The following is a 12,932-nucleotide window of genomic DNA, read 5'->3' as shown; positions in this document are numbered from 1 at the left end:
TTATTTTACTGTGTTCTGTTGAGCTTGAGAATTGAGCAGCCAAAAGCCTGTGTAGGTCATCCCCGAATCGTCGGGTTGGATCAAGAGAAAATGGAGTCCCTGGCTAGTTTGTTTGCGCTGTTGGTAAAGTTGGGCAGCCGATCGTACCTCTGAGTCTTCAAAGGTGGCGACTATCCAGCGATCGACGGCTCCCGCTTCTAAAATGAGTCCGTCGGGTGCGCCTGCAATGTGATTGAGTGAGACAGGTTGGGCGGTTTGTAGCCAGCGAGCGATAGCGAGCGATCGCCGTCCTCCATCAATGACAACCCCCGGAATCAGTGTGATAGAGGCGACACCCAACGCGATCGGCAGCCATTCTGTCGGCATTTCTAGAATGGGAATCAGGCGATCTCTAAAGGCATCTTCGAGATCAGCGGCGGGTAGGGAGGCAAATCGCCAGCGATCGCCCCAAAGATTATCTGGTAAAGGTTGAGGTGGGTTTCTCATAAATAAAGAAAAAGAAAAGCGCTAAAGATGGTTTAATAACGACTCGCCATCTGAGGATTCTTGACGTTTCCTCGTAGTCTGTCAAGAAATTTTGGTTAATCGAACGTGAATTGATGAAACAGCTTATCTATTAAATAGAGAACTTTGAACCAGAACGCTGATCTTAAAGTCCTCTAAAATTGGCAGTCTGGGAGGCAGAAGCGCTTGACAACGAAGCAAAAAATCTTCATCGAATTCAAGTTAGCGCCAATGGTCGGTAATTTTTTGGACGGTGCCGAATTTGGGATAATAGAAAATCCCTCCGTCCGCAGGATTTAGGACAGAGATAGAAAATTTTGATTTGCGCCTCAATTTTTAGCGGTGTCATGACTCAAACTTTAGTGGTCAAAATTGGTACTTCTAGCCTGACTCAACCCGAAACGGGACAATTGGCCCTCTCGACGATCGCCACCTTAGTCGAAGTTCTCAGCACGTTGCGGCAGCAGGGTCATCGAGTCGTCTTGGTGTCGTCAGGGGCGGTGGGCGTTGGCTGTGCAAGATTGGGGTTAACCGAACGGCCCAAAGCGATCGCCCTCAAACAGGCCGTAGCCGCAGTGGGTCAAGGTCGTCTGATGCGAATTTATGATGACTTTTTTACGGCAATGCAGCAACCGATCGCTCAGGTTCTCTTAACTCGCGGCGATCTGGTCGAGCGAAACCACTATGTAAATGTGTACCGCACGTTTCAAGAATTATTGCGGCTGGATGTGATTCCGATCGTCAATGAAAATGATACCGTTGCGGTCGATGAATTGAAGTTTGGCGATAATGATACGCTGTCGGCTCTGGTGGCGAGTTTGGTGGATGCCGATTGGTTGTTTTTGATGACGGATGTCGATCGTCTCTACTCGGCCGATCCCCGTAGCGATCCCAATGCTCAACCGATTTCACTTGTGCAGAATATCGAGCAGTTGACCGTCAGAACGGGCAGTTCTGGCTCTAATTGGGGAACGGGCGGCATGGTGACCAAGATTTCGGCGGCCCAGATTGCCACAGGGGCGGGCGTGAGAACGGTGATCATGCAGGGTCGATCGCCCCACAATTTATTCAAAGTGCTGCAAGGGGAAGCGATCGGGACGCAATTTGAGCCACAGCCCCGGCCGATCAACGCCCGCCAACGCTGGATCGCCCACGGACTCATTCCCACAGGCAAACTCTTGTTAGATGATGGAGCCGTCAAAGCCATTCGCAAAGATGGCAAGTCGCTCTTAGCTGCCGGGATCATTCAAGTCGAAGGCAAGTTTGAGAGTCAGGATGCGGTGAAATTGTGTGATCATTCCGGTCACGAAATCGCCAGAGGTCTCGTCAACTACACCAGCACCGAACTCCAAAAAATTCGCGGTCACAAGTCCGAAGAGATTGCCGAAATTCTGGGTTATGCGGGGGCAGAGACGATCGTCCATCGAGACAATTTAGTTTTGAAGTAGAGGCTTCTAGACATTGGACACTAGACAATAGGCGTTGGCTTCAAAGTCCCCCAGAATTGGGGGGTTGGGGGGCAGAAGATGTAACCAGCGAAGCGAAAGAACTGCATTGGACAGAAGTCGATTTGTCGATTTAGAGAATTGATATCGTTCCTCACGCACCATTTCATAACATTTTGTCGCATTTCCTCAAGCGTTACGCCTGATCGGTAAGATGAAAACTGTCAGTTCGTTTCAGGACGGCTAACGGAGTTTAACAAGATGCAACAAAATCAGAATTTGACAGTTGTGGTCACCGGGGCCTCTTCTGGTGTTGGGTTGTATGCTGCAAAAGCGCTGGCCCTACGGGGATGGCATGTAGTGATGGCGTGTCGAGATCTAGAAAAAGCCAAACAAGCCGCCCAATCTCTAGGAATGTCGCCCGATCGCTACACCTTAATGCACATTGATTTGGGGTCACTGGCCAGCGTGCGTGAGTTTGTCAAAACCTTTCACGAAAGTGGCAAATCGTTGGATGCTCTCGTCTGCAATGCTGCGGTTTATCTGCCGTTGTTAAAAGAGCCGCTGCGATCGCCCGAAGGCTATGAGTTAAGTGTGGCAACCAATCATCTGGGTCATTTTTTGCTGTGCAATTTGCTATTGGATGATCTCAAACATTCCGCTTCGGGTGCAGCAAGACTGATCATTTTAGGAACGGTAACCGCAAATTCCAAGGAGTTAGGCGGCAAGATTCCCATTCCTGCGCCTGCTGACTTGGGCAATCTCGAAGGCTTTGAAGCGGGCTTTAAGGCACCCATTTCGATGATTGATGGCAAACCGTTTAAGGCAGGCAAGGCTTACAAAGACAGCAAACTCTGTAACATGATCACCAGTCGAGAACTGCATCGCCGCTATCATGACTCGACGGGCATTGTGTTTAACACGCTCTATCCGGGCTGTGTGGCAGATACGCCGCTTTTTCGCAATAGCTATCCGCTGTTTCAAAAGGTCTTCCCGTGGTTTCAGAAAAATATTACGGGGGGCTATGTGTCGCAGGAGTTGGCCGGAGAGCGCGTCGCTCAAGTGGTGGCTGACCCACAGTTTAAGCAGTCAGGCGTGCATTGGAGTTGGGGCAATCGTCAAAAAGAAGGGCGTGAGTCGTTTGTGCAAGAGCTATCCGAAAAAGCCAGCGACGATCGTTTAGCTGCTCGCATGTGGGACTTGAGCGAAAAGCTGGTATCCATAGCGTAGACTTCACCATTCTATTTGTGATTCACCTTTTGATAAAGTTCCCATTCAGCATAACGTTTCTCAAAGTACTCTGCGATCGACCTTTTTCAACCTGAGATGTGATCATCTTGGGTTTTTTGATTTGAGTGAATGAGCGTCGATCGCCAAAATGTCATTCACAAAACCGATGTCACACGCGGTACAAAAGTAACCTTCTAGAAATTGCTCAAGCGGTTTTTCTTTGAGCACTTCGGGATTGCACTCGTCGATCGCAAGCTGATCTTTTCGATGATATCCACAGCGTTCTTCGTCACCAAATAAAGCTTTAGGGCTTTTGGCTCCAATCAAAATCAATTTTTTGATCACGTTGTGGTTACTTTGACAGTTAGGGCACAGGTTTTCAGAATTCTTAACCATAGAATCCTAGCGTCTTCAGCGTGAGTTGCCTTTTGATGCATTGTTTGATGCATTGATCGTAGTCGATCGTCGATTTATTTTCCTAGATTGCTTTTGATGGGAGGAGTGTCGATCGCACCTGGCAAATCCTCACAGTCAAACGTCACAAAAAAGTCACCCGCCGGAACGCTTCGCCGCAAAAAACGCACCATTGCATCTGCGTCACTTCGATTATTAAATTGTCCAATTTCTCTCGGTTTGTGTCCTGGCATCACGGCAACCACCGCATAAGGACGATGGAAATGAGGATTCAGTCGGGAATCTCGCATCGTTTGGCACCTCAATTTACCCATGTAATCTTATTGAAAAGCATAGTCTTACCCGTGTAAAATTGCAACTACCAAGCATGGGTAAAATAAGGGGGTGTTGCATGGGGAATCATGATGCCAAAAGCTCGGAAAGCCGAACACGGAGAGCCAAAGCGAGATGTGACCGTGACCTTGACGGAGCGCGCGATCGTCGGGCTGGACAATTGGGCGAAGAATCTGGGAGTCAGTCGATCGGAGCTGATCACCCAACTGGGACTAGGCAAAATTCAGGTGCATCCCGACTTGAAAGCCTTGGGGGAATCTATAGCCAGTTGTTAGAAGAAGCCGAAGAGCAACTGGCCGAACTAGAAGATCGGCTCGAAGAAACAAAAACAAAAACGATTCGATATGAGCAAAAAATAGAGAAAGTGCGATCGCGCCGCCAACAAATCTTAGAATCGCTCGAATCCTGGCGACAAACTTTGCAGGGCTAATTGGCTCCTGACAAGGCTAGATTTCATCTGGATTCACACCCATTGCTCTTAAGCGATCGGCTAGACGATCGGCACGTTGACGTTCCACTTCCCGACCTTCTGCGCCCGTGGGGATGACTTGACCTTGACGATCGCACCAACGTAACCAAAGTCCAGCCTGCTCTTCAAAGGTTCCTTCCCAGACCGTTAATCCGAGTCCAACTGACTCCAACCAAACGGGGGCAGCGCATTCCCGATAGTTCTTCCCGGTCAACTCCCAAACCTTGAGAAGCGATCCATTCAGTTCGTCCTGACCCTGAAGCTGCTTTAACGGGTCAAACACCGCATAGTAAGCAACGCCGATGCGGGCATAGTCAGCTTTTTTGGTAGCCAACTCATTGCCTTTGCGATTGGAGACAATTTCAATACAAACCTCCGGCAGCTTGCCAAACTCCCAAACAAAATAGGAGCGGTTTTGCTTTTGGCTCCAGTCCGCAGGCATTTGAAGATTGAGACTCAGAAACGCATCAGGGACGATCGGGTCTTGCTTTAACGCATAAAACAATCCTACATTTGCCGCCGCAATGAATGAAACTTCTGGCGACCAAGAACTATAGAGCGGTTCTACTAAGAGCCGTTGCTGCTTTTCAGATTGAAAGTTGTCCACCGGGATGTCGTCCTCAATCACCAAATGACTAATATCAGGCTGGGTGACGAGTTCGTCGTTATCTACGTCATTGTTTAGAAGTTGTCCAGTCATGGGCAGTTACTAAAGCTGATGCCTTATTATCATCCAGATTCTGAGTGAAGCTTGAATAAGCCGTGTGACTACTCCTCTAATTTCAGACGCTCTTGTTTTTTCTTGGGATGTCAAAGTCCTTCATGTGTGAAAGATTCAAGAGGCAGTTGCAAATTGGCGATTAGCGCGGAAAAATCGATCGAATTCGTATTCAACCCAACGCTGAGAGTAGGATTCGGATGACAGAATGGTACGATCGCAACTTCAACCCGCAGGTATCGACATGACTCCTACCCCGATCATCATCGCCAGAGAGGTCGAAAAGTGGTACGGCAACAACTTTCACGTACTCAAAGGCATCAGTTTGACGGTCAATAAAGGCGAAGTCGTCGTGATGATGGGGCCCTCTGGGTCAGGCAAATCCACCTTTATTCGCACCTTCAACGCCCTCGAAGAGTATCAAAAAGGCAGCATCGAGATTGACGGCATTCAGCTATCGCAAGACATGAAAGATGTGGGAGCAATTCGCCGCGAAGTGGGCATGGTGTTTCAGCAGTTCAATTTATTTCCGCATCTGACGGTGTTAGAGAATGTGATGCTGGCTCCCACCCACGTCCGCAAATGGACAAAAGCCAAAGCCAAAGATGATGCAGGTCAACTCCTAGAGCGCGTCGGCATTTTAGAACAGGCGAATAAGTATCCCGGTCAGCTTTCGGGAGGACAACAACAGCGAGTCGCGATCGCCCGTGCCCTAGCCATGCAGCCCAAAGTCATGTTGTTTGACGAACCCACCTCCGCCCTCGATCCCGAAATGGTGCAAGAAGTCTTACAGGTGATGCGATCGCTGGCCAACTCTGGTATGACAATGGTCTGCGTCACTCATGAAGTCGGATTTGCCCGCGAAGTCGCCGATCGTGTGGTCTTTATGGACGAAGGCTTACTCATCGAAGACACCACCCCCACTGAGTTTTTCACCAATCCCAAAGGCGATCGGGCTAAAAAATTTCTCTCACAGATTCTGCATTAAAGAGAGACGTAGAGGACGTTAGACGTTAGACATTAGACTGGAGACTTTAAATACTGTCCAAAGTCCAAAGTCCCCCATGTCTGCTGATTTAACAAAAAAGGGCATCTTTCGTAGTGTTGTAGTAAGCCGATCGCCATGCTCGACCCCACACCCGATCCAGCACCCGACCCCACACCCGACCCACAAGACTCGCTAGAATCGTTGCCTGCAATGACTTTAGACGAATGGCTGGACAAGCTGAGACGAGCCGATCGCGCCTTCTACAACATCATGGCGATGGAAGTGTGGTCGATTGCCAAAACAATGGACGGCATCATCCCCGGCTTTTGGAGTCGCTTTATGACCAATCGCCGCATCGCCATGAAGCAATTTATCGAAAAAAGTCGCATTCAACATCCCGGATCAGCCTCAGCGATCAACGAAGTAAAGGAACAAGCAGACAGCGATCGCTAATTAATTTTCTCTCAGCTTCAAGTAGCAGGATTGTAGCCAGAAATGCTTGTAGCACAGCTTAACCATACAGTAGGATCACCGAAGCGTTGACAAAGCAATCCATCGGCTGCTTTAGCTCGTACTCCTGACGTTCCCGCACTAAAAAGACCATGAAAGCTCCTAATTCACTCTCGGTCTGGCAACAACTCAAAAACCGTGAAATCACCTGCGAACAAGCGCTTCATCTGCTGGTCGATTCAGAAAACAACGTCACACTGGAACTGTTGGATCGAGAAGTCAGCCATCGATTTTTGCGAGAATTTCCCGATCGCAACGCCCTGCCGCCTCTGATTCCCCTTTTACTCTGGCGCAACTGTTTTTATCTCGGTAGCCCCGTAACGCTTTCTGACAAGCAGGTTCAGGAACTGAGCGATCGCACCTTCACCAACGTCAAAATTATTCCCGTCACCGATAAAAGCTACCGCGCCTGGTATCACACCGCCAACCTCGACCACCATCAAATTAGCTCGACTCCCCTGGTCAACCCCCTCACCGGAGAACTCGAAGCCGAAAACATTGGCGAAGTCACCGAACTCTATCTCTCAAAAGCAGCCGACCAGATCGGACGGATCAGAACCATTATTTCGGGGGCCTTGCGAAATCGGGCCAGCGACATTCACTTAGAACCGACCCCTGCTGGGCTGCGCGTTCGCTATCGAATTGACGGAATTTTACGCGACATTACCACCCTGCCTATCGAAGTGAGTCGGCGAGCGATCGTCGCCCTCAAAGTCATGGCCAACATGGATATCTCAGAAAGCCGTCGCCCTCAAGATGCCCGCATCGGAGAAAGCTACGCCTCTGGTCAAGACACCGACCTGGGACTGGATATGCGCGTCAGCACCTTGCCCTGTGTCGGCGGAGAAAAGGCCGTCATCCGACTGCTGCCCCGTCAAAATCCCTTCTCGAACATGGAAGAATTGGGCTTTTCTCCCAAAACGCTCGAAATCTACCAGCGCTGGCTGCGTCAGCCTCAAGGCATGATTATCTTTACGGGCCCAACGGGGTCAGGCAAAACCAGCACTCTGTACACGAGCTTGCAGGCGATCGCTACTGAATTTGTCAACGTCGTCACGGTCGAAGATCCGGTCGAGTACATTCTGCCGCGCATTACGCAAACTCAAGTCCATGAGGCAGCGGGGATGACCTTTGCAGCCGGATTGAGAGCCATTTTGCGCCAAGACCCCGACATCATCATGCTGGGCGAAATTCGCGATCACGAAACTGCCGAAACGGGCATTCGAGCCGCCCTAACCGGACACCTGGTTTTGACAACGCTACACACCAATGATGCAATGAGCGCCGTTCCCAGACTTAAGGATATTGGCCCCGACCCTGGTTTGATCAGTGATGCGTTGTTGGGAGTGGTGGCCCAGCGTCTCGTGCGAAAAAATTGTCCCCACTGCTCTGAGCCTTACCAACCTAGCGAGAAAGATCTCAAAGCTTTGGGCATCGATCGCGACCACATCGGACACGAATGGCGCAAAGGCAAAGGCTGCAATCGCTGCTTTAATTCGGGGTATTTGGGACGCGAGGCAATTATTGAGCTACTCAACGTCGATGATACGCTGCGACAAATTATTTACGAAGGCACGATGACCCAGCTACAGCGCTACTTATTAGATGGCGACAATTTTGACTCGTTTCGGGTGTCGGCGATCGAGAAGATCACCCAGGGGATCACGACCGTCGAAGAAGTGCTGCGCGTTTTGCCTCACAGTTCGCTTTATCGCAAATCAACAGTAAGCGAAGTTCGCCCAGCCCACACCAAAAAGAAATTGATGAATGCGTCTGGCAGTTGAGGGCGCAGGCTGTGTCAAGATTTCAGTATCCATGTCTCGTTGGTTGAAGCGATCGCTTCCCCAGTGTCCTCTATGTCCAACTTTGACAGTCAACCGCTCTCTCAGATCAGCGTCACCGAACTGGCCCAAAAGCTGGCCGATCCCCAAGACTTACAGCTTGTCGATGTGCGAGAAGTTTGGGAAGTCGAAACGGCTGGCTTGCCTGGGTTTATCGTGTTGCCCCTGAGCGACTACGCCGAATGGTCTGAAGAGATTCACACTCGTCTCGATCCTCAAAAAGAAACGTTGGTGCTGTGTCATCACGGAATGCGATCGGCGCAAATGTGCCAATGGCTAATTCAACAGGGCTTTACGCAGGTGAAGAATATTATGGGCGGGATTGATGCGTATGCGATCGCCGTGGATCGATCAATTCCCAGATATTAGCGAGGGATGAGGGAGAGCTTCGATAGTCTGTTCCCCCTTTGGGGGTAATCCGCTGCGCGAGGAGGCCGTAAATTGTCCGGAAGTCCCCAGAATGGGGAGTTGGGGGGCAAAAGCGCTGAAGATCGAAGCGAAAGAACCTCATAGAATTTAAGCTGACGAATGTGGGAACCGCTTCGATCGCCAACCAAGGCCTTGTAGACCTGTCTTGTGTCCAAAGTCTAAAGTCTCTTCTGTCTTCCTGCCGCGTTTGCTACCACAGCGATCCCAAATAAAAGCCAAAATCAAGAATCTGCTATCTTAGGTTCAATTGGTGTATCTGACTGAGACTGAATCCTAGTCTGAGATTTAAGATTTAGCTTTTCAAAATGTCTACTCACATGAATCTGACGAATCGACAGCAGCAAGTTCTTTGGGCAACGGTGCGCCACTACATCGCGACGGCCGAGCCTGTCGGATCTGAGGCCCTCGTGAAAGGATATCAACTTAGCGTTAGTTCGGCGACGATTCGCAATGCGATGGGCTTTTTAGAAAAAGCAGGATTGCTCTATCAGCCTCACACCTCGGCAGGGCGCATTCCGTCTGATTCGGGCTACCGCATCTATGTTGATCAGCTAATTACCCCTTCGACCGAGTTGAGCTATCAGGTTGAGCAATTGTTAACAGGTCGGCTCAATTGGGACGAATGGAGTTTTGAAGCGCTGCTTAAAGGGGCGGCTCAAATTTTGGCGACGTTGAGTGGCTATATTACGCTGATCACGATGCCCTTTAGCCGGACGACCGAGTTGCGTCACTTGCAGCTTGTGCAAATCGACCCCCAGCGCGTCATGCTGATTGTGGTCAACGATACTTACGAAACGCAATCGGTTTTGATGGAGTTGCCGCAGGTTGAGGAAGATGGCGATCCAGAACTGGTCGCACGAGAGTTGCAGATTCTCTCTAACTTTTTGAACGATCAGCTTCGGGGGCGATCGCCTGCTGAGATTGCGACTTTAGACTGGAGTGAGTTGGGGCGAGAGTTCGATCGCTACAGTCAGTTTCTCACCTCGCTGGTCACAGATCTGTCGCGCCGTCTGTCCAAATCATCAGCCCCTACCCAGATTATGGTCAGCGGTGTGTCTGAAGTGCTGCGTCAGCCAGAATTTTCGGAACTCAGCCAGATCAAAACGATCATGCACCTGCTCGAAGAAGAACAACATCAGTTGATGCCCCTGATTTTCGAGCCACCCGATTCTGAACTGTTGGGCAAACGAGTCACCGTTCGCATTGGTTCCGAAAATTCGCTAGAGCCGATTCGCACCTGTACGCTGATTTCTTCGACCTATAGTCGTGGCACTGTCCCTGTCGGAAGTGTTTGTGTGTTGGGGCCGACGCGCATGGTCTACGAAGATACGATCGCCCTTGTCGAAGCTACCGCCGATTACATTTCAGACGCTCTGAGTTAGGGATGAGGGATGAGGGATGAGGGATGAGTGTATTTCTCGCTACGGTTGTAAATCCGGGCAGCCCCCTAAATCCCCCACGAGTAGGGGACTTTGAACCAAAATTCTTCTCTTAAAGTCCTCTAGAATTGGCAGATTGGGGCAGAAGCGTCAAATATCGAAGCGAAGAATTTACCAATTCACGATCAACGATCGTCCTACCGATCGACGCTACTTATGATTGGAAGATTCAAGTTTGTAATGGCAGCAATCACGGCATCGGGTTCGATCGGTTTGGTCAAATAGGTTTGAAATCCGGCAGCCATTACTCTTTGGCGATCTTCTTCTCTGGCGTAGGCGGTGATGGCGATCGCGGGAATGTCTGCTTGCTGTAGTTGCAGTTGGTTGATCAATGCGTACCCATCTTGATCGGGCATTCCAACATCACTGATGAGCAGGTTGGGGACGGCTTGTTTGACGGCAGATAGAGCGGCTTGGACGGATGAAACAGGAGTCACGATCGCGCCTGCTTCTTCGAGCAAAAAGGTCAGGAGGTCGAGGGTGTCTTTTTCGTCGTCTACTACGAGAATCTGCATACCTGCCAAAGGCGCTGACATGAGAGGAGGGGCAGGCGTTGGAGCCGAGAAGTTGTCTGCGGTTTGTTTGAGGGGCAGCTTTACAGTAAAGGTTGAGCCTTGTCCTTCTCCGGGGCTGTCTGCATGGACGGTGCCGCCGTGAAGTTCGACGAGATGACGAACGATCGCGAGTCCGATTCCCAGTCCGCCAAAGGTGCGCGTTGTGCTGCCGTCTGCCTGGCGAAAGTAGTCAAACACATAGGGCAAAAAGGAGGCGGGGATGCCTTTCCCGGTGTCGGTGATTTGGATTTGAGCAATGCCCCCTTCAGAGTGCGGATTGCTGGCTGTGATGTGAATTTGTACCTGTCCGTTGGGCGGCGTAAATTTAATGGCGTTGGAGAAGAGATTCCAAAAAACCTGCTGGAGCCGACTCGCATCACCAATGATTTGAAAGGCTGGCGCTTCAAGATGATCTGATATGGAAAATGTCAGGTTGACCGCTTTCGCTTCTGCGGATAATCGTACCGTTTCTAACGCTGATTCAATAATCGGTATCAGGCTGACCAAATTGTGTTTTAAAGTTAGCTTTCCGCTGAGAATTCGAGAGACATCTAAGAGATCTTCGATCAGTTGCGTTTGGATCTGGGCGTTGCGTTCGATCGTTTCCAGCCCGCGTATCAAAGTGGTGCGATCGTAGAGTTTTGCTTTTAATAACTTTGACCATCCCAAAATTGGATTGAGTGGCGTTCGCAATTCATGAGACAGGACGGCTAAAAATTCATCTTTGAGGCGATTAGCTTCTTGTGCTTGCTCATAGAGTTGGGCATTGTCTAATGCGATCGCGGCCCGGTTGGCTAATTCTTCTACAAGTCGGAGATCGGTTTCTGTATAACGTCGCCCGGAAGCAGCAGTATAGCCACAAGTCAACACGCCCAAGCGTCGATCGTGAATCACCAACGGCACCACAATTTCTGATTGAAACTGAAGCGCTCGCATAAATTTTAAATGTTCGTCACGAGTCGCGATCGTTTGCATCCATTCATCCGTGACGACGGGCGTTAGAGCAGATCTGCCACTGGCGATCGCTTGTCGAGTGGGATGATGAGCAAAACGCTGAGACGGGACAAAGGACTGAATCTGAGCAAACCAATCAGTCTGAGCGCGATCACAATAACTCCAGGCTGCCCGCTGGATCTCTCCTTCTGAAGTGACCACATCAAAAAAACAAAAGTCCGCCAAAAAAGGCACTGTCAGACTGGCAATATTTTCGAGCGTGATTTTGTAATCGAGAGACGCGGTGAGAATGACGCTGGCCTCCGCCAAAAATCGCAGACGATTCTCACTCTCTTGAAGGGCAAGTTCGGCTTGCTGGCGATCGCGTCGAGCCTGGGCTTCTCGCAGGGCCCGCTTGACCGAGGGAACTAGCCTGTCGAGTCGCTGTTTGAGAATGTAATCAGTTGCGCCACTTTTGAGCATCTCGATCGCCAGTTCTTCGCCCAGCGTCCCCGATACGATGATAAACGGCACTTCGGGACGCATACTTTGAGCCACCGCGAGGGCAGAAATCCCATCAAACCCTGGCAGCGCATAGTCTGACAATATCAAATCAAACGAATCTGTCTCTAGCGCCTCAACAAAGTCCGATCGCGTGTCTACCCGTTTCATTTCACACTCAATTTCTCCGTCTGCCAGTGCAATTTGCACCAGTTCTGTGTCTAACAAACTATCTTCTAACAGCAAAAAGTAAAGTGGACTCATGAGAGTGAAGGGATGAGGGGTTGTCTTCGACACGCTTCGCGAGAGGAATGAAGGATGAATGCAGATATCAAAGATCTGAATTGATCGTTCTTTGCTGATCAGTTAAGTAACGTTAAGGTTGGGAAGACATTAGACAAAAGGCGTTAGGCAAAGTAGAAAAGGCGTTAGGCAAAGTAGAAAAGGCGTTGGGTAAAACAGAAAAGGCGTTGGGTAAAACAGAAAAGACGTTGAGCGAAAGGGAAAAGGCGTTAGACGAAACACAAAAGGCGTTAGGCAAAGTAGAAAAGACGTTAAGCAAAATAGAAAAGAGGGTATGTCAATAGTTTTGTGTCAAAGGTGAAAAGTTAGAGGGGAAATCGG

At 49.9% G+C, this 12,932-nt stretch carries 14 protein-coding genes; 9 read left to right on the top strand and 5 right to left on the bottom strand.

From position 1 onward, the window contains the following. Complete coding sequence (locus ACKFKH_RS14060) at positions 1-486, bottom strand: Tab2 family RNA-binding protein (protein ID WP_446858936.1); 486 nt, start codon at positions 484-486, stop codon at positions 1-3. A 365-nt stretch (positions 487-851) separates the two neighbouring features. Between ACKFKH_RS14060 and proB the strand changes: the two genes are divergently transcribed. Together proB and ACKFKH_RS14050 are read left to right on the top strand one after the other, a co-directional pair. Beyond that, positions 852-1,952, top strand: a complete 1,101-nt coding sequence (gene proB, locus ACKFKH_RS14055) for a glutamate 5-kinase (protein ID WP_446858935.1) — start codon at positions 852-854, stop codon at positions 1,950-1,952. A gap of 258 nt (positions 1,953-2,210) precedes the next feature. Next, the gene (locus ACKFKH_RS14050) at positions 2,211-3,179 is read left to right on the top strand and encodes a protochlorophyllide reductase (protein WP_446858934.1); all 969 of its coding nucleotides are present in this window, start codon (positions 2,211-2,213) and stop codon (positions 3,177-3,179) included. A gap of 102 nt (positions 3,180-3,281) precedes the next feature. Here ACKFKH_RS14050 and ACKFKH_RS14045 read toward each other — a convergent pair whose 3' ends face one another. Beyond that, the gene (locus tag ACKFKH_RS14045) at positions 3,282-3,575 is read right to left on the bottom strand and encodes a hypothetical protein (RefSeq protein WP_446858933.1); all 294 of its coding nucleotides are present in this window, start codon (positions 3,573-3,575) and stop codon (positions 3,282-3,284) included. Positions 3,576-3,649: 74 nt separating this feature from the next. Beyond that, a complete protein-coding gene (locus tag ACKFKH_RS14040; RefSeq protein ID WP_446858932.1) occupies positions 3,650-3,883 on the bottom strand; it encodes a hypothetical protein in 234 nt (77 codons plus the stop codon). A gap of 114 nt (positions 3,884-3,997) precedes the next feature. On the opposite strand from ACKFKH_RS14040, the gene ACKFKH_RS14035 reads away from it, so the two are divergent. Both ACKFKH_RS14035 and ACKFKH_RS14030 read left to right on the top strand, forming a co-directional pair. Beyond that, the gene (locus ACKFKH_RS14035) at positions 3,998-4,201 is read left to right on the top strand and encodes a hypothetical protein (protein WP_446858931.1); all 204 of its coding nucleotides are present in this window, start codon (positions 3,998-4,000) and stop codon (positions 4,199-4,201) included. Further along, complete coding sequence (locus tag ACKFKH_RS14030; protein WP_446858930.1) at positions 4,195-4,356, top strand: hypothetical protein; 162 nt, start codon at positions 4,195-4,197, stop codon at positions 4,354-4,356. Before ACKFKH_RS14035 ends, ACKFKH_RS14030 begins: the two co-directional genes overlap by 7 nt. Positions 4,357-4,372: 16 nt before the next feature. Here the strand turns inward: ACKFKH_RS14030 and ACKFKH_RS14025 are convergent, their stop codons facing one another. After that, entirely contained in the window at positions 4,373-5,095 is a 723-nt protein-coding gene (locus tag ACKFKH_RS14025; RefSeq protein WP_446858929.1) for a Uma2 family endonuclease, read from the bottom strand. Positions 5,096-5,321: 226 nt separating this feature from the next. On the opposite strand from ACKFKH_RS14025, the gene ACKFKH_RS14020 reads away from it, so the two are divergent. The 5 genes from ACKFKH_RS14020 (at position 5,322) to hrcA (ending at position 10,263) form a co-directional block, all read left to right on the top strand. After that, positions 5,322-6,101: an amino acid ABC transporter ATP-binding protein gene (locus ACKFKH_RS14020; RefSeq protein WP_446858928.1), complete on the top strand. Its 780-nt coding sequence runs from the start codon at positions 5,322-5,324 to the stop codon at positions 6,099-6,101. A gap of 135 nt (positions 6,102-6,236) precedes the next feature. After that, positions 6,237-6,554: a hypothetical protein gene (locus tag ACKFKH_RS14015; protein ID WP_446858927.1), complete on the top strand. Its 318-nt coding sequence runs from the start codon at positions 6,237-6,239 to the stop codon at positions 6,552-6,554. Positions 6,555-6,703: 149 nt separating this feature from the next. Next, positions 6,704-8,395, top strand: a complete 1,692-nt coding sequence (locus ACKFKH_RS14010; RefSeq protein WP_446858926.1) for a GspE/PulE family protein — start codon at positions 6,704-6,706, stop codon at positions 8,393-8,395. Between the two features lie 72 nt (positions 8,396-8,467). Beyond that, positions 8,468-8,821, top strand: coding sequence for a rhodanese-like domain-containing protein (locus tag ACKFKH_RS14005; RefSeq protein WP_446858925.1), 354 nt, complete (start codon positions 8,468-8,470; stop codon positions 8,819-8,821). A 365-nt stretch (positions 8,822-9,186) separates the two neighbouring features. Next, positions 9,187-10,263 carry a heat-inducible transcriptional repressor HrcA gene (gene hrcA / locus ACKFKH_RS14000; RefSeq protein ID WP_446858924.1) on the top strand — a complete coding sequence of 359 codons (1,077 nt, stop codon included), beginning with the start codon at positions 9,187-9,189 and terminating at the stop codon, positions 10,261-10,263. Between the two features lie 194 nt (positions 10,264-10,457). Here hrcA and ACKFKH_RS13995 read toward each other — a convergent pair whose 3' ends face one another. Continuing rightward, positions 10,458-12,572 (bottom strand): response regulator, encoded by a 2,115-nt coding sequence (locus tag ACKFKH_RS13995; RefSeq protein WP_446858923.1) that lies wholly within the window; start codon positions 12,570-12,572, stop codon positions 10,458-10,460. Positions 12,573-12,932: the final 360 nt, after the last annotated feature.

It is taken from the genome of Phormidesmis sp. 146-20, from assembly GCF_052939475.1.
This window is presented reverse-complemented; position numbering and strand designations above follow the sequence as displayed.